The organism is Bacteroides ndongoniae (assembly GCF_900108345.1).
GTDB lineage: Bacteria > Bacteroidota > Bacteroidia > Bacteroidales > Bacteroidaceae > Bacteroides > Bacteroides ndongoniae.
The window spans coordinates 693,608-710,309 of the sequence record NZ_FNVV01000014.1; the positions used below are offsets into that span (position 1 = coordinate 693,608).

At 36.3% G+C, this 16,702-nt stretch carries 17 protein-coding genes; 1 reads left to right on the top strand and 16 read right to left on the bottom strand.

The window, feature by feature from the left end:
• Positions 1-159: 159 nt before the first annotated feature.
• Entirely contained in the window at positions 160-1,257 is a 1,098-nt protein-coding gene (locus tag BQ5591_RS13875) for a glycosyltransferase (protein WP_071150732.1), read from the bottom strand.
• A gap of 4 nt (positions 1,258-1,261) precedes the next feature.
• Positions 1,262-1,957, bottom strand: coding sequence for a hypothetical protein (locus BQ5591_RS13880; RefSeq protein ID WP_071149801.1), 696 nt, complete (start codon positions 1,955-1,957; stop codon positions 1,262-1,264).
• 158 nt (positions 1,958-2,115) lie between these two features.
• Here BQ5591_RS13880 and BQ5591_RS13885 point away from each other — a divergent pair, with 158 nt between their 5' ends.
• Positions 2,116-3,294 (top strand): IS4 family transposase, encoded by a 1,179-nt coding sequence (locus BQ5591_RS13885; RefSeq protein WP_071148875.1) that lies wholly within the window; start codon positions 2,116-2,118, stop codon positions 3,292-3,294.
• Positions 3,295-3,296: 2 nt separating this feature from the next.
• Here BQ5591_RS13885 and BQ5591_RS13890 read toward each other — a convergent pair whose 3' ends face one another.
• The 14 genes from BQ5591_RS13890 to BQ5591_RS13950 all read right to left on the bottom strand — a co-directional run bounded on the left by BQ5591_RS13890 (position 3,297) and on the right by BQ5591_RS13950 (position 16,663).
• The gene (locus BQ5591_RS13890) at positions 3,297-3,665 is read right to left on the bottom strand and encodes an acyltransferase family protein (protein WP_071149802.1); all 369 of its coding nucleotides are present in this window, start codon (positions 3,663-3,665) and stop codon (positions 3,297-3,299) included.
• A 139-nt stretch (positions 3,666-3,804) separates the two neighbouring features.
• Complete coding sequence (locus tag BQ5591_RS21440; protein WP_159434485.1) at positions 3,805-3,993, bottom strand: hypothetical protein; 189 nt, start codon at positions 3,991-3,993, stop codon at positions 3,805-3,807.
• Entirely contained in the window at positions 3,974-5,065 is a 1,092-nt protein-coding gene (locus tag BQ5591_RS13895; RefSeq protein ID WP_071150733.1) for a glycosyltransferase, read from the bottom strand. Before BQ5591_RS13895 ends, BQ5591_RS21440 begins: the two co-directional genes overlap by 20 nt.
• Positions 5,058-6,380, bottom strand: coding sequence for a hypothetical protein (locus BQ5591_RS13900; protein WP_071149803.1), 1,323 nt, complete (start codon positions 6,378-6,380; stop codon positions 5,058-5,060). The genes BQ5591_RS13895 and BQ5591_RS13900 overlap by 8 nt, the downstream gene beginning before the upstream one ends.
• 14 nt (positions 6,381-6,394) lie before the next feature.
• On the bottom strand, positions 6,395-7,516 hold the full coding sequence (locus BQ5591_RS13905) for a glycosyltransferase family 4 protein (protein ID WP_071149804.1): 1,122 nt from the start codon (positions 7,514-7,516) through the stop codon (positions 6,395-6,397).
• Positions 7,503-8,678 (bottom strand): hypothetical protein, encoded by a 1,176-nt coding sequence (locus BQ5591_RS13910; RefSeq protein WP_071149805.1) that lies wholly within the window; start codon positions 8,676-8,678, stop codon positions 7,503-7,505. Before BQ5591_RS13910 ends, BQ5591_RS13905 begins: the two co-directional genes overlap by 14 nt.
• A gap of 67 nt (positions 8,679-8,745) precedes the next feature.
• Positions 8,746-9,390: an acyltransferase gene (locus BQ5591_RS13915; RefSeq protein ID WP_235817095.1), complete on the bottom strand. Its 645-nt coding sequence runs from the start codon at positions 9,388-9,390 to the stop codon at positions 8,746-8,748.
• A gap of 13 nt (positions 9,391-9,403) precedes the next feature.
• Entirely contained in the window at positions 9,404-9,928 is a 525-nt protein-coding gene (locus BQ5591_RS22095; RefSeq protein WP_317042581.1) for an acyltransferase, read from the bottom strand.
• A gap of 100 nt (positions 9,929-10,028) precedes the next feature.
• Positions 10,029-10,859 carry a glycosyltransferase family 2 protein gene (locus tag BQ5591_RS13925; RefSeq protein WP_083381052.1) on the bottom strand — a complete coding sequence of 277 codons (831 nt, stop codon included), beginning with the start codon at positions 10,857-10,859 and terminating at the stop codon, positions 10,029-10,031.
• 5 nt (positions 10,860-10,864) lie between these two features.
• Positions 10,865-11,935, bottom strand: a complete 1,071-nt coding sequence (locus tag BQ5591_RS13930; protein WP_071149809.1) for a polysaccharide pyruvyl transferase family protein — start codon at positions 11,933-11,935, stop codon at positions 10,865-10,867.
• A 34-nt stretch (positions 11,936-11,969) separates the two neighbouring features.
• The gene (locus BQ5591_RS13935) at positions 11,970-13,727 is read right to left on the bottom strand and encodes a thiamine pyrophosphate-binding protein (protein ID WP_071149810.1); all 1,758 of its coding nucleotides are present in this window, start codon (positions 13,725-13,727) and stop codon (positions 11,970-11,972) included.
• Between the two features lie 24 nt (positions 13,728-13,751).
• The gene (locus tag BQ5591_RS22100; RefSeq protein ID WP_317042582.1) at positions 13,752-14,189 is read right to left on the bottom strand and encodes an acyltransferase; all 438 of its coding nucleotides are present in this window, start codon (positions 14,187-14,189) and stop codon (positions 13,752-13,754) included.
• A gap of 230 nt (positions 14,190-14,419) precedes the next feature.
• Entirely contained in the window at positions 14,420-15,256 is an 837-nt protein-coding gene (locus BQ5591_RS13945) for an SDR family NAD(P)-dependent oxidoreductase (RefSeq protein ID WP_071149812.1), read from the bottom strand.
• Between the two features lie 66 nt (positions 15,257-15,322).
• On the bottom strand, positions 15,323-16,663 hold the full coding sequence (locus BQ5591_RS13950) for a hypothetical protein (protein WP_071149813.1): 1,341 nt from the start codon (positions 16,661-16,663) through the stop codon (positions 15,323-15,325).
• Between the last annotated feature and the right edge of the window lie 39 nt (positions 16,664-16,702).

The following is a 16,702-nucleotide window of genomic DNA, read 5'->3' on the forward strand; positions in this document are numbered from 1 at the left end:
TTTTTTGTTTGAGCAAAGATAGTAAAAGGTAAACGCAGAAGCAAATGAAAACCAAAGTTTTCAATTTAAACTTCATTCACCACGGAGGACACAGAATTACACAGTCGTTTTTCTTTTTATAGGAGAAGCCATTAGACAGACTACCCTAAACCTTCAACCCTAAACCTTCAACACCTCATACATCCTCACCATTTCCTCTGCCACCTTTTTAGAAGAATACTGTGTTTCTACTAAACGGCGACCGTTACGTCCCATCTGTTCCAGTTCCTTTTCCGATAAATCCAGAAATTCGTTCAATGCATGAATGGTCGGTTCGGTTCCTATCTCTGTCCACCAGCCACAATGCCAGGTATTCAGTTCCTCCCAGGGAGTACCGGTTGTTGTTATCACAGGAGTTCCGCAAGCCAAGGCTTCCGCCACCACGATACCGAAATTCTCAGAATACGTAGGCAATACAAACAAATCCGCCTCCCGGAACAATTCCCACTTCCGGTCACCGTATACCCCTCCGCAAAAATCCACTTTATCTTGGATGTCCAGCTGAAGAGCTTTTTGTCGAAGCTGTTCGATGTATTCCGCTTCCCCTTCACCCGCAATGCGGACGGTATATCCCTCCAACCGCTCCTTCAAAGCCGCTACAGCCTCCAGCAAGAACTCAATTCCCTTTTTCACATGGATTCTGGAAAGGAACAGAATCTGTTTTTTCCGCTCCCAACCAGCTTTTATATCAATCTGCTCTACATCAATGCCATTGGCAATTACGGTGATCCGGTTGTTATAACCCAGCTTCAGCAGATTCTGTTTTTCACTCTCCGCAGTAGCATGCAATCGGTCAGCTTTCACCACTGCCTGTTTCTGATAGAGCCAGAGTGCCGGTACTTTCCTTGTCCAGTAATGCCGTGCCAAGATCCACGGCTCCAACATGCCGTGCGGACTAAGCACCACCTTATATCCGGCCTGTTGTGCCCACTTTTGTGTCCAAGCACTTTGCGGCATCCAGCAGCAGTTCACGTGTACCACGTTTGGGCAGGTCTCATCCAGCAGCTTCCGCCATGCCCTCTTCAAAGCACCATATTGCGACAAGCCCGCTGGCAACGTAACCACCCGTGCGTTCTCTATCGACAGCGGATGTTCCGATGCCACCGTAGCGATAGTCAGGTCGCACAGCTTACCCAATTCTTTGGCAAGTAGTTGCATGTAGGCACCTACACCGCCGGAGGAGCGGTCGATGCTGGGGATGAAGTGGAGGATGCGCATCATATTAACGTCCCCCCATACAAATTCCATAAATTCTCGGAAAATGTCTCTTAAAAACGATCCCAACACCTACCCAAATCAATGCAAACAACCACGGACTAGCCAAATAACTAAATGCAAAGCCAAAACTGGAATGAGGAAAAGGAACTACCAACAATTTCCTTACTACATTCAACGTAGGTTCATGATACAAATAAATGAAAAAAGTAAAACTACAGAAAGTCATCCAGTGTTTATGTCTGCCAAGATCAAACGTCGCAGGTACCAGTTTATCATACAGAGTCCAAAAACTTAAGATACCTGACAGTATGATTGGAATTTGCAAATATTCCCAAATGAATACTGGAAAAATCATTTCAAGTACACAAAACAATAAAAATACGATAGGAACCCCAAACGATTTAATACCCGAAAATTTATCTAAAAAGCACGCACCTAATAAAAACCAGAATATGCCATATATTGGTAACACAGGAATGGAGAAATAGTCTAAAACAAAAAATAGTCCGCAAACAATTGCTTTCCCCATCCATTTATTCATCACATAGAACAAGGGAGTCAATACCACAATCAATATTAAATCACGTAAAAACCATAAATGAAACGCATATGGAGATCCGTTTCCTGCATCCCAAAATAAAAAATAGCCTAACTCAAGCAAAGGCTTTTCAAAGTTTTCAGAAAATCCTTTAGTATTCATAAACCCATCTACTCCGGGAATATATTCCAATTATTAGTGGTGCGATAAAAACCACATCACTGTAGTTAAACGATTAATTTTAAATCAAATATAAGCGTTCATTGATTTTTTGATTTGAAAATGATTTATTAGTCCTGTAGTTTCAACATATCAGGATTATGAATCAGGGCAAGTTTGTATTTTCCCAAGTTGTCGAGTATATACCGCGATATCAGTTTGATAAACTCGTAAAGCAATATCAAGGAGATTGGCATACCAAAAATCTCAGCAGTTACAGTCACCTCCTTCATCTCCTTTTCGGACAGTTGACGGGATGTGATTCTCTGAGGGATATTTGTCTATGCCTCGAAGCCCATAACAAGATGCTTTATCATCTCGGCTTTCGTAAGGCCGTGAACCATACCTCATTGTCTCGTGCAAACGAAAGCAGGGATTACCGCATCTTTGAAGGGTTGGGCCTTTATTTAATTGACATGCTCAGACCGATATACTCAAATATCCAACTGTCTCAAATTACCATTGATAACGAGATATATGCACTTGATTCCACGACCATATCGACCAGTATAAAGCTTGCAACGTGGGCTTTGGGGAAATACAGCAAAGGAGCTATCAAGATGCACACCCTGTTGGATTTGAGAGGCAACATACCTACCAATATCCATATCACGGACGGCAAGTGGCATGACAGCAACGAACTTGACGCACTGACACCAGAGCCTTATGCTTTCTACGTGATGGATAAGGCTTATGTTGACTTTAAAGCACTTTTTAGATTTCATCAGGCTCAGTCATTTTGGGTATCACGTCCAAAAGAGAACATGAAATTCGATACTGTCGAGCAAATGGATATTGCCGATGTCAAGTCTGGCATACTGGAAGACTCCCGTATAAGGGTAACAGGATATAACTCAAGCAAGCTGTATCCCGAAGACATGAGATTTGTCCGCGTTTATGACCCTGATAATGACACTATTGTGGACTTTATATCCAACAATTTTGAAGTCAGTGCCTTAGAAATATCCAACTTGTACCGCCATCGATGGGATATAGAGGTATTCTTCAAGTGGATTAAACAGAACATTACCGTAAAGACTCTGTGGGGATATTCGGAAAATGCTGTCAAAATCCATCTTTGGGCTGCCATCATATCGTATCTGACAGTGGCAAGAATAAAGGTTGACTGCAACAGCCCATATTCAATCACCGAGGTGGCTACCCTGATTAGAATATCCGCGTTGGAAAGAACAGACCTGCGGTCGTTGATAACAAAACAAGACTCATCAATCATTTCAAACCAAAATGTCAAAGAACTCTCGTTATTTGGTGATATTTAAAATCAATGCGATTTTATCGCACCAGTAGTATATTCCAATATTAAATAGAATATTGCAGGAAACAGACAGGCAATCAGATAAGGAATCAACAACGTCCGGATTCGCTTTCTTATCTTCATCCATAATTTTGCATACGCTTGAGCGTCATCTTTATCTATACCTTGAAAAAACAAGTAACCACTAATAGCAAAAAACAGTGGCACAGCACAACGTCCCATCATTCCACTGATGAACTCCTGCAACTTGAAATTGAATGTCATTCCTTGTATTTCATGAGGATAGTCGTGAAAACCGGAATGAATATATAGGACAAGGATGATGGAGAAGAAAGATAAGAGGCGAAATTTATCGCTGAGATAGGAGGTAATCATATTTATTTTTATTGTTAGTATCTATATTTATCGTACTCATAAGAAAATCCGCAACAGTTTCTTCTTTTTCGTGATTTGCCAAACACACAACTAATTTACTTTCTAACAGTCTCCAAGGCTTTTCCTAACAGAATTGTCTCTACTTTATCTCCTCATGTCTGTCCAATGAACAGCGAAGATCCAATAGAAACATAGCAATAGTCAGGTCGCATAGCTTACCCAATTCTTTGGCAAGTAGTTGCATGTAGGCACCTACACCGCCGGAGGAGCGGTCGATGCTGGGGATGAAGTGGAGGATGCGCATAGAATTATAATATTGAAATCGCATTTTTTACCATATTGACAGGAGTCAGTTCCATTGCTGTTGATTTGGCATTCTGTCCCATTCGAACAAGTTCCTGTATAGAAATTTGTTCTATTGTTTTAATACATTCTTCCACCTGATCAAAAATCATTCCGTTATACGATGGTTGTATATAACTATACTCAACACATTGCTTGGTACACTCAGACCTTTTAAAAGTAAATATTGGTTTACCATAAGCCATTGCTTCAACAATTGACAACCCAACCCATCCCGGTTGATAATAAATATCAGCGATAGAAAACAACTCTCTTTTTATGTCAGTATCATAAACGGCTCCGAAATCATGTACATTAGTAAACAGACCAAAATCAGGTTTATTTTTCCCAGCACCAATAATGACAAATCCAAACTTCTGTTTATCAAGCCTTCTTATCGTTTCCAACAATAAATCTGTCCTACGATAATTAGATTCAAAACGGGCACAAAAAATCAATATAATTCTTTCTTTAATCTGATATTTGATTTTTAACGCTTCTTTCGATAAAGGACTTTCATAAGAGAGCATTTCCTCTATCCCAGTCAAAGTATTATTTAATGCTACGATCTTTTTTCTTGGGAAAACCTTTTGCCACATCTCTCTCTCCTTCTCCATGTAAAGCCACACTCCATCAGAGAGTGCTATCTGTAATCGAAGTTTCCAGTCCGGTTTCTTTTCTTCTTGCAAATAACGTTTCACGGAAATACCTTGTCCCCATAAAATTATTTTTTTCCGATGAATAAATTTAGTCAAAAGAAGAAACCAGGTTGTAATGTGTGCAAAATGAAGCATCAATACAACCGTATTATATTTTTTAGATAAAAAAGGTAAAGGTGAATAAAGCAAAAAGCCTTTTATTTTTTTATTCTGCAAATAGATTAGTGGATTATTCCCTAATTTAAATCCTTGTTTACTACTTAGCTCCGGATAATTGAATACATAAATATCTGAGTTAATAGAATGATTCAGTAAAAAGAAAAACTCTTCTCTATAATGAGGGACTTCTGGTTGTAAAATAGCAATCGATCTATTTTTTACATTTTTATCCTTATTCATTTTCTTTTGAAGCAATATAAATTTGTCGCGTACCTTCATGAATAGAATCAAAAGCCACTTTTGTACCATCAAAATTCCATCGCGGATGTAAATCACAATGCAAACCAGACCGAGTAAAGCTGAAAAGTTCCGGACTCATTAAGCCCAAAATTCTTTTATCTACCCCTTTCGTATATGAGTCCTGCATGGATATATCTGGTAACTCCAGCAAACGCCTGAAATAACCGATATTTGTCCTTTCGTTTTTCTCAAAATCGTAAAAGAATAAATATCTGGATTCATTCTTATCCGGATAAGTATCGCAAATTATTAAATTCCGATTTGTCGGACAAAACATGGGATGGCCGTCACAATCGATTATACCTTTAGCTACCGTTTCATACGAGGCATTAGCAGAATCCTCTATTAATAAAAAGGAATTGGTCAATCCACTTGATTTCTTTAGTACAGTCCTTACTATAGATTTAAGTGGCTTCAACAAAGGTGAAACCAAAGGGTTTGACAACAACTTGTTACTGCGAATGGCATCTACTGAAGACCCAGTCCTTCCCCAGATAAATATATGATTGTTATCTTTCCAATCGAAATGACTTAAAAAACCAAATCCCAAGCATCTCAGATCTTTTCCATCAATGCCTATCGTCATTAATCGGGTTCTCAATCCTCCATCAGACAGAAAAAAACGATGTAAAAAAGCTACCCGCTTATTGTCCGGGCTCAAAACAAGATGAGTAAGGTAGTGATGAAATCCATTGTGGGCACTACTTTCTGATTTGCATTCAGACACTTCCCGAATTGAGACCAATAGTCGGGTCATATTTTGGGTAATGTCGGTTATGTAAATACCGTCATCAGAAGGAGCTTCTTCCTCTTTCCCAAAATCGTCTATACCAATATACCCATATCCTCCTAACCTGTGTAACCTGGAATAATTTATACCTAACGCATATTTGGAGTCAGAAGTAACCACATGAGCAGTAGAGCCTATTGATGCTAATTTTTTCTGTAATTCTACATCGTATATATCGGCTCCCCAATGATTACCTATGCGATTATTGACGATAAACTGTCTATCGTTCAGCCATTGCTGCCTAGCTCCTTGGGGATAGTTCATGGCTACTGTTGTCCCTAATCTGACAAAACGCTGCTCCTGCCACAGACTATACCCGACTCCAAATTCTTCACCAGGCAATGGAGGGCGATTAATAACATCAGTCTCCAAAGACAAAAGTTTATCGCCAGACCGATTGAATGCTATCAAATCATGAAATCCAAACAGATGATGTTGGTTTCTGGGAGTTGCACACTGTATCATTTAAATTGATTCATTTATTGATGTTGATTAATCCAATTGACAAATTCTTGAGTACGATAATTCCATGAATGAAGTGACGCGTCAACTGGAATGAACTTAAAGTCCTTCATAATCACATGTTCCATTTGTTGAGACATTTCTGCCGAATTACCCGGTGAATAATATAAACCTGTCTCTTTCAGAACCTCGTAGGGTTCACCAATCTTACACGTAATCACTGGCTTCTCAAAAGGAAGATACATATACAACTTGCTCGGACACCGTGCCCAATCTTGTACAGTATCATTCATAGGTGAGATAAAGCAATCTGCCAATGAAAAATAAGCAGAAATATCTTCTTCCCGAATGTACCCAGGCATCTCTACATAATCACTTAAATGATGCGTTTTTATATAAGATATTGCTTCTTCATAATGACGACCTCTTCCGAAAATAAGAACTTTGAAGTCCTTATACTTAGATTTCAATTTTTCAACAGCCTCAAGAATAGTGAAAACTCCATAATTACGTGTGACCGTACCTAAAAAGACAAAAATTGTTTTCCCCTGATAAGGTTTAAAACGATCATTTTTATAATCAATATTTATCGGGTTCAAGACCTCTTTAGAATAAGCATATGGAAAATAGAAATTAGGTAGCTTGCATTGCCCTATTTTACGACATCTACGTAAATAGCAATTCTGAAGATACTTGCTAGCATTCAGTAAATAATCAGCATAAAATATGGAAAAAAATTCATTGAATAAAACTCGTAATTTGTGCATTCCTTTCATATCCGGTATACCCGATTGAAGTTCACTGTGTTCCACTATTTTCTTGTAAGAAGAACCTAAAGCTATAATGTTTCTTGTTACAAAAGCACAAATATATAGATAATCAGGACGAATTTGTTGAATGATTCTATTCTTTTCTCTAATTTCTTTAAGTACAGATGTTGTTTTAAAGAAATATAATCTAACTTTATCATTGCATTCCAAAGCGACTCTGATTCTGTTTTCTTCAGTATCTTCCATAATAATGGAAACTTTCCACCCACGATTAGCCAAAGGATTTGCCATACCTAAGGCTCGTTTAGCTGTTGAGATAGATTTTATATCACCAGTTGTCACAAAACAAATTGATTTAGTTTTTTCCATATTTTATTATGTTGTAATTGCTAAGTACCAAAAAGAATGCTAAGTTAACGGTCCAAGTAAGTTTGAAAGCCGGCATTGGATTAAATAACAAACTCCACAATAAGCCAAACAAAAGGTATGAAGCATATAATGACATATCATCAGGATTCTTTAAAAAATAAGTGTATTTCTTTAAAACAATTTTCATTAGCAGTATAAAAATAACAAATGTCAATATACCATAACTACAAGCATAAAATCCTAAAATACTATGACCTGGTATATTATCATATCGCACACGTTCTATTTCAAATTTATTTTGCTGAAATAAAGCATTTATCCGATGATATTTATTATCAGGATCTTTAGTATTATACCCCCATCCAAATATAGGTTTATCGAAAAAAGCAATAAAGGGAGTTACCGCATCAGAACGTCCCACCATCAGTAGGTACAAAGGATTATATGGGTCTTTAGCTTTAAGAAGTTGCGTGGAGTTTCCTCCACTGATAGACCCATTCAATACATTAGGTACATAAACCAATGCATACAAAGCGTATAAAAATAAAGTTCCAATGACTAAACGTTTTCTTACTACACTCAAATTGAGATTCCTACTTCTTTTAATCAGTAATATAACTGTTCCTGCTAATAATGGAGGTAAACCTGCACTACGGGAGCCAGTAGCAAGTCCTAATAAGCCTATCGCAACAAAAACAATTTCAATATAGTTATTTATAATTTTATTTTTCAGAAAAAACAAATAAATGCAAAGTATAGCCATAATGATGCGCGGATATATCTGAAATTTCCACATCGTATATTCCTCTATCACTTCGGCTTCGCGCAAAGCAATCATATCGAAAAAGAAAAAGGACGAAACAAAAGTTCCTAAAACATACCATTTAATAATGCTTGGATTTTTCGAACCTGCCAAATAATAAAACAGAAATTGAATCAAGCCATACACTGTCACCATAATCCCTTTTAATTGAGTAAGAGCATCGGTGTATGAATGAAATAGCGCCCATAAACACTGAACAACAATCAAAGATAATATTAATTTGAATGTTTTTGCTAAAATCCTGTCTTTTTCAACATATCTTCCTTTAAACCAAAACGGGGTTGTAGCTGCTATAAATAAAAAGGAAACAGACATTTCTCCTCCGATATTTACCATCATGTGAGAAAAGATCGACAAGAGCAATATTAAGAATTTATTACAAAAAAAAGAATTTACTATAGATGTTTTATACATTAGTATTCCTCCGTATTATTTGACATGGATTCCCACCAGCAATACAATCAGCAGGAATACTTTTAGTTACCACACTCCCGGCTGCAATTATAGAGCGGGCACCAATTGTTACTCCTTTAAGAATAATGCTTCGGGTACCAATAAAAACATCGTCTTCTATAACTATCGGAGCAGATTGTGCATATTTCTGATCATCCTTACTTCTCCTTATCAAATAATCCAAACTATGGGCGTCACAATCCATAATAATAGTATCGCCACCTATGTTAACATGATTGCCTATAATTATAGCCTTCCTTGCCCATAAGCAAGGGGAGCTCATACCTACATTGTTACCTATAATCAATTTTGCATCTGAATGCACATACATACCAGCTTCAAGGTTGCGACAGAGAGGATTAAGAAAACTTCCACTCGACAACCTAAAATCATCACCTATAATCAACTGGGCATTTTGCTCTAGATGCAAGTTACAATGAGTCGAAACTTTCAAGTTTCGTCCATACTTAATACCGCAGAAAAAAAAACGAAAAAGATTCCATTTACGATAGAAAGCAACTCGTATTTTCAAAGGTATTCGTCCAATTTTTCTAAAAAGATTAGATGGTGTTCTCATTATAGATACTTGTTCTTTCAAATATATTATTCTATCACCTATTATATCTTTCTTGTATGGATTTTAAAAATTCATATTTAAATCTATCGTTTTCAGGATAAAGCATCATTTCATGGTCTATTATTTCCTCAGGACCGAAAAGGAAACGAATAACACGTGCTGGATTACCGACAGCAACAGCATATGGAGGTATCTCCCTTGTAACAACAGAACAAGCACCAACTTGAGCACCTCTTCCTATAACAACATTCGGTAATAAAGTAACATTTGCTCCTATTAAAACATCTTCAGAGATAATTACAGAAGATTCAGTATCGTTTTCTCTAGTTTCTATCATATTTTTCCTCCAACGTCCCAGTCGATACCCATGTTCTCCTGTTATTACAGTTAAAGCACTTGAACACACTGTGTTCTTTTTTATAATAAGCTTACCTCCGAAGCCTATAATAAACTTAGAATGACCTAGTATAGTAACATTATCTTCTATAAAAATTTTATTATTTAACTTAGCAGGATATTCAATTCTTACATTTTTTCCGTAAGATCCTAAATTCTGCATCTCACAATAGATAATTGATCTTTGCAAGAGATAGCAAATCTTCCTAAAACATCTATACAATAACAAGACAATAAACCTCATAAAATATTTTACTATCATACTATTCTACAAGTAATTTTAATTTAGCAATAATCATAAAACAAACATATTTATAATATTTTTTTACTATATCACATCTATGATTTGGATAATTAACTAATCCTAAATACATCAATTCTCCTAATTTACATTTTTCCCAAAATGTTTTTCGCCTAAAATCTAAATGCCAGACAAAATCTTTTTCCATATTCCCTGAAGGCCGACTCAACGAAGAAGCATCAGTATTATAACACATTACATATTTACTAACAGCATACATCTTTACAACACGCATCCAATCTAATAGAGATTGCATATCTTCATATCTTGAAAGGTTCTCGTTAAAATAATGTTTTTGTACAATTGACTTTCGGATAATAAAATTCCCCATCCTTAATTGGATTTTATTAATAAAGTAAAATTTAAAATTATTAGTTACTATTCCCTCAAAATTCGAAGCTAAATGTGTAATATAAGTATTCCCTTTTTTAAAATGAAATTGTCCACATACTATTCCAACTTCCGGACAATTAATAATTGGAGTAAATAAAGATTCTAAAGCTTGATTGTATAATATATCATCGGCATCTAAAAAAAGGATCCATTCACCTATAGCTATTCTAACACCTTCATTCCTTGCAGATGATACACCTCCATTTTCCTTACATATATATCGTATTCTTTTATCCTCATATAAACTAACTATTTTGGCACTACTATCAGTAGAACCATCATCAATTATTATCAGTTCAAAATCTGTAAAAGACTGATTCAAGACCGATTCAATAGTGTATTTAATTGTATTTTCTTTATTATACAACGGTATAATTACCGAAATAATAGGACTATTCATCTTGTTCAAATATTATTTCTAAGAAAACATATCGAATTATTACGGAATTCTTGCAATTTCTCAGCTATTATAACCCAATCTATATGGTGTACGCATACCTCATTCAATTGCTCAAAATTCATCACTAATCTATTCTCAAGCCCCAAAAGATTTAAAAGGGACTGGATGCGAGCCATACCACGTTTTTCATTGCCAAATACAATAAATTTTTTTTGAAATATAATTGAAAAAACACATCCATGAAAAGAATCTGTTACTACAAACTCTGAGTTATAGAAAGCATCCAACCATTCTATAACTGAAGGTAGCTCTGTTTTTTCATTTATATTTCTCCTCCAAAAGGGCTGAAGACAAGTTTTATTCGCAATACGTTCAATAAATGCATTTTTATCACATGTTTCATCCAATATGTAGTCAAACATATAGTCTGTGTTCTTAGAAATTCGGGTTAAATTAAATCTATTTATATAATCATCTTTATCAAGCAACATAGTAGGATCTAATACCCATTGTGCATCAACATTAAAGTGTTCTTTACACAATTTAACGCCAGATAGTTCTCGTACAGAAACCGCATCAAATTCACGTAATAGTTTTTTACACACCAAAGTCTGTTCTAGTGTATATTCCCAATCAGAAACTCCAAAAGAAGCACCATAAGCTATACGTTTGATATTCCAACCAACAGCAAAATTCAAATATGTATTTTCAATATCTTTAACATATAAAGGACGCCAAATTTGGTCACTCCCAACGATTATTATGTCATACTGATTTTTTTTTATTTGTTCGAAACTATCGAATTCATCCACTATGATATATTGTTTAATAAAACTCCTTATTCCCAAAGATTTTCTCATCTTATCATTTGCATCCAACGTCAAAAAGCAGATAACTTTTTTTATTAAAGACTTGGATTTATATATCAGCATCTTCTTGGTTGACCTTTTGACCATTAAGCGTTTAATCAGATGCGGCTCATGACCCATTCGTTCTATAATCGTTTGTAAAGCGTATGCTTGTAGAATGCCTCCATAGTTTGTATGGAGTGGAAGAGTAAGAATACCAATTTTCATATTAAAAATACGTTTTTCAACGGTTATTTAATCATTATTTTAAAACATTTTTAATGAAATTAGGTATAACTGTCCTAACAGTTTTCCGAAAATTAAATGATAAATCCTCAATCAAAGTATTCATCAATTTCAATGCACTACTCTCATCTTCATTGTTGGTAAACACTTCGAAAAGCATCGGTTTGTCAGTAATGTCAGACATTAAAAATCTATCTATATTGATGAGATATTCTTCTTTATCAGAAGCCTTCATATATTCATAGCCTAAATCTTCGGCATAATGACGAACCAACTGGAGAGACTTGTTACCATAGTGCCCTGCTGCCGCCATGTATTTATCTGCATCTTCACCAAACTGGGCAGCAGGGTGATTGTAATTACGGAACTCTGTCCCCTTACCGTTATTGACCAAAAGGATACGAAGATTATTACCTACATGACGATTTCCCAATGAATTGAGATCGTAGAAAAAGGCCAGGTCACCAATCACCAAAAAATGCAACTGATCAGGACGGGCGATAGCACCTCCAATCATAGAGGACATGCAACCATCAATACCAAAACCACCAGTATTGACAAATCCATTACTCTGTACGGATGCAGGAACGTCAAACATTTCCCAAGCACGCAACGAATTAAGAATACCTAAATGGAGAACACAACCTTCAGGTAGACGATGAGCGGTTTGTTGAGCTATCCAAATATTAGAAAAAGGAAGTTCGGGAATGGCTGCCTGCAATTTCTGATATTCGGCATGACACTGCTCCAACCAAGCTTTTCCTGCCTTCTGCTGTTCGTTCCGTTCGCCAACTAAATCCGCATAACGGTTGAAAAACACTTCTTCTGCCATCTCAAACACTTGGGTCAGTTTATGGAAAGGATCACGCAATTCACCGTCTTCGTTCACCCTCCATACTTCACCAGCTTTAATGCCTGCTACATTGTTTCCATAACCGCTGACTTCACCAATATGTATCAATACATCAGTTCGAAAAGACTCTTTTTTACAGTAACTTTGCTGATTTAAAATAGCGTTATATACCCGATAGGGACCTGAATAATTACTGGCATGTTCACAAAACACAACTGCACCGTAAGCCTTACAAAAACGATTAACAGCCTCGGTAAGCGAAGCAGACCACGGAAGATGGTTGCCTACAAGAATAGCAATACGGCCTGTGGAAAGTACAGGAAGTTCATCACTGGACATATAACGCCGAATACAACGAGCTACAGGAAGTTCTTTCACAGAAAAATCACGGTTATAATTTGTAGCCAAATTGATATGAACAGGGCCACCTCCACGATGAGTTAGTGCAAGGATAGCCCGGTTCAGTCGGATAGTTGCATCCCATTCATCATCGACATCGCGTGGAACTGCAATATGCTCGCTATGCACGCAACAGTCTTTGGGTTGTTGAGAACGATCTATCACCTGTGGAATCAGGTGACCAACCCGATTTTCATTTTGTGTAGCCGTTACTGCCAAAATAGGAAGTTTACGATAATAGGCTTCGGTCAATCCTGGAATGTAATTGCGTGAAGCCGTAGCACCGGTACAAGATAACACCACAACCTCACCGGTTTCTTCGGCCATACCCACAGCCATGTAAGCAGCAGATCGTTCGTCAACTGAAGAATAAATCTCGAAAAAAGGATCGTTCATCACACTGGCTACAAAGGTGATATTGGTCGTTCCGGGAGAAGCGATAACTTTCCGAATGCCATGTTGTTTCAATAAGGACACCAATATTTGCTGTCCGCGTTCTACTGTATAATATTTTGTTTCCATAAAATAAGGATCTTGGTTAATATTTTAGGCTTGCCATTCGACATTTTCACGAACTATTTTAGCTGGCGAACCCATAGCCAAACAATGTGGCGGTATGTCTTTGGTTACTAGGGAACCTGCTGCTATAATTGCTCCATCTCCTATCGTAACCCCCTTTAAAATCATAGCATTTTCACCAATCCAAACATGATTGCCTATCGTTACAGGCTTACAATTAGTATAATTGGATGAAAGTATTTTATGATTTCCTCCGTCATTATCTCTGATAACTGCACCCATGGCTATTATACAATCATTCCCTATTGTAATCCGCTTATTACATATTATTTTCACCTCCCTATGAATAAAAGTATTTCCTATTTGTAAATAAGCACAAGTACCCACATGGATATAAGATCCATATCCAATCCTCATGATATTCCTTCCTTTTCCATTAAAATGAATACATGATTTATTATTCATATACAATGACGTTTCCAATCTGGATTTACGCATATTACACCATCCAAACAATATTGGCTGTGTCAGGCATATTTGTGCAGATTTGGACACATCAAAAATAGAATAACGAGAGAAAAAAAGTACAGAGCGTACGTTCTCTCTTCTAATCCTAAAAAAATTGTAATATATAAACCGATAAAATACGTACGGAAAATACAGCTTATATTTTAGGAAGAGCAATATGACTCTTTTCATCTCCATCTAGCATTAATTGTTTTTCCTTCATTGCATACGAGGATTTGTCCATTCAGAAGATTAGAAGCATCTGAAAGCATGAAACAAGCAATCTCGGCAACTTCTTCCGGCAGATAATAACGTTTGGTAGGCATACTATCACAATATAAATTTCCCTCTCTGTTTATACCTGTCATTTCTGTAGCCGTTATACCAGGAGCAATGGCATTAATGCGATAGCCTTGAGATACGAACCGATAAGCCAATCCTTGAACCAAACTATTCAATGCAGCTTTGGTCAAACCATAAGGGCGTTCGTCGACTGTAATACCTGTTTCAGAAGTAACAAACAAGATATTCTTTATACAGTTTTCTTTTTTCTCATTACATCTCGCAATAAATGCTTTGGATAAAAAGAAGGTTCCCTTAAAGTTTGTATTAATTTGCACATCAAAATCTTCGGGTGAAACATGAAGTATCCCATCTTCGTGCAAAGATATTCCTGCATTATTCACCAAACAATTGATACCTCCAAGAAGGCGATCCGACTCCTTTAAGAAATCTTCAAAAGAAGAGACATTCTGAACATCCAACAATAAGTATTTGCAACCAATCTCATTAGCAACTTTTTGAAGAGTTGAAGCATTCCGCCCGGCAATCAAAACCTCGGCTCCCTCGGAGACAAACTTTTTGGCCATAAAATATCCTAATCCTCGACTTCCTCCTGTAATTACGATTTTTTTATTAACTAGGCGATTATGAGGTGACAATGTCACAATGTTCGCAGTTGTATAAACCGGACGTTTAGCAAAAATCAATTTTATGGTTTTTTTTGCAATAGCTTTAATAGTCATTGGTTATCTTTATTATTAATGCATGTATCATTTTAGTTATAAACAGACCCATGATCAAACTTTTCACTATCCTAAAATTTTATGAAATAACTTTTTCATATAATGAGGATAGTTATAAAAACGTAGAATATTAGGTTTTTTATTTTGGCGATGTGCATTCTCCTGATATGTTTTATAACCCATTTCTTTCATCCAATGCAAAAGGTCATTACAATAAGGATAAACTGTATTTTCATCAATAGAATCGATAATATCCCATGGCCAACATGGGTTTCTCTCATAATAATGATAACTACGAATGAGTTTGGAAAACTTTCTTTCATTGAAATTCTTAAATCCCCAATCAGCTGGATTTTCACCCGTACATAAAATATTCAGTTGCGTCCTGATACACTTTGTACAAACACCACATTGCTCATTTTTATCATTAAAACAGACCCATAATTTTAGTTTTTTATTGTGTGCATGTCCCCATTCTATGATATTTTTAACTTTTAAAGAACGACGGGTATATAAGCCATCTTGCTCCGTAAAAAAGATACCAGCTATCTTAAAAGCATCTGTGAGTTCAGGATTTGAACCATCAAGATTTATTGTAGGCCTACTTTCTAACTGTTCATATGAAGACCCCATAATCAAGCTTCTTATCCCCATGGCATAAGCAAATGGAATGGAAGAAAGTAAATTACCCAAATACTTAATGCCAAACCATCCGTCAAACAAAAAGGCTTCACTGGATAAGTAGAAAGTATTTTTTAAATCAGCTTGTATGAACGTATCATTAAAAATATCAGCAATAAAATTGTTTGTAATCAATAACCAGTCACTCCCAGACATAGCAGAAAATTCCCGAATGAGCGTTGATTTTATGTTAATAAAATCTACACCAACATTTTCCTTTTTTGCTCTTGACATGGCTTCAATGCTAGGTACACTCACAAGCACGTTTCTTCTGCCCGTATGATTAATGCCAGCATGTACAGCATCCACCCCACCAGAAAAGAAAATAATATTGTCAAAACGGCTGTCAGGCAAATGGTTTTCAACAATACCCTTAGCTGTTACTTTTCCACACCATTCCTTCTTAAAAGGACCATAGATTTTGGAATAAGCAGAATAGATATTAGAAAGATGCTCAGAAAGCATTTTGTCCATGGATGGAACAACCAGTTCCACCCCATAGAACCACGTAACAGGTAGAAGATAGAGTGTAGCAGGTATGGCCAATATCGACTCAGGTAAACCATTCAAAGAGAAATCAAAACTCTCGGCATGGTGATATTCTACCCATGCCTCTACAGTCTGATTCTTTAGTAAATTTAAACCAGTATTATCTTGTATCTCATATTGGATGACGTTGCCTGTAGTATTGATTTTTGTAATCTCTATTGTTTTATTATAGCTCATAATCTTTTATATAAATCGTACCTATATTTCTGAAAAATG

What these genes read in the sequence shown, in the direction of transcription:
- BQ5591_RS13905 (WP_071149804.1), bottom strand. Translation starts at nt 7,516, where the DNA reads ATGGAAAAAACTAAATCAATTTGTTTTGTGACAACTGGTGATATAAAA.
- BQ5591_RS13950 (WP_071149813.1), bottom strand. Translation starts at nt 16,663, where the DNA reads ATGAGCTATAATAAAACAATAGAGATTACAAAAATCAATACTACAGGC.
- BQ5591_RS13890 (WP_071149802.1), bottom strand. Translation starts at nt 3,665, where the DNA reads ATGATTACCTCCTATCTCAGCGATAAATTTCGCCTCTTATCTTTCTTC.
- BQ5591_RS22100 (WP_317042582.1), bottom strand. Translation starts at nt 14,189, where the DNA reads ATGAATAATAAATCATGTATTCATTTTAATGGAAAAGGAAGGAATATC.
- BQ5591_RS21440 (WP_159434485.1), bottom strand. Translation starts at nt 3,993, where the DNA reads ATGCGATTTCAATATTATAATTCTATGCGCATCCTCCACTTCATCCCC.
- BQ5591_RS13930 (WP_071149809.1), bottom strand. Translation starts at nt 11,935, where the DNA reads ATGAAAATTGGTATTCTTACTCTTCCACTCCATACAAACTATGGAGGC.
- BQ5591_RS13910 (WP_071149805.1), bottom strand. Translation starts at nt 8,678, where the DNA reads ATGATGGTAAATATCGGAGGAGAAATGTCTGTTTCCTTTTTATTTATA.
- BQ5591_RS13880 (WP_071149801.1), bottom strand. Translation starts at nt 1,957, where the DNA reads ATGAATACTAAAGGATTTTCTGAAAACTTTGAAAAGCCTTTGCTTGAG.
- BQ5591_RS13875 (WP_071150732.1), bottom strand. Translation starts at nt 1,257, where the DNA reads ATGCGCATCCTCCACTTCATCCCCAGCATCGACCGCTCCTCCGGCGGT.
- BQ5591_RS13935 (WP_071149810.1), bottom strand. Translation starts at nt 13,727, where the DNA reads ATGGAAACAAAATATTATACAGTAGAACGCGGACAGCAAATATTGGTG.
- BQ5591_RS13925 (WP_083381052.1), bottom strand. Translation starts at nt 10,859, where the DNA reads ATGAATAGTCCTATTATTTCGGTAATTATACCGTTGTATAATAAAGAA.
- BQ5591_RS13895 (WP_071150733.1), bottom strand. Translation starts at nt 5,065, where the DNA reads ATGAATAAGGATAAAAATGTAAAAAATAGATCGATTGCTATTTTACAA.
- BQ5591_RS13900 (WP_071149803.1), bottom strand. Translation starts at nt 6,380, where the DNA reads ATGATACAGTGTGCAACTCCCAGAAACCAACATCATCTGTTTGGATTT.
- BQ5591_RS13885 (WP_071148875.1), top strand. Translation starts at nt 2,116, where the DNA reads ATGAATCAGGGCAAGTTTGTATTTTCCCAAGTTGTCGAGTATATACCG.
- BQ5591_RS13945 (WP_071149812.1), bottom strand. Translation starts at nt 15,256, where the DNA reads ATGACTATTAAAGCTATTGCAAAAAAAACCATAAAATTGATTTTTGCT.
- BQ5591_RS22095 (WP_317042581.1), bottom strand. Translation starts at nt 9,928, where the DNA reads ATGCAGAATTTAGGATCTTACGGAAAAAATGTAAGAATTGAATATCCT.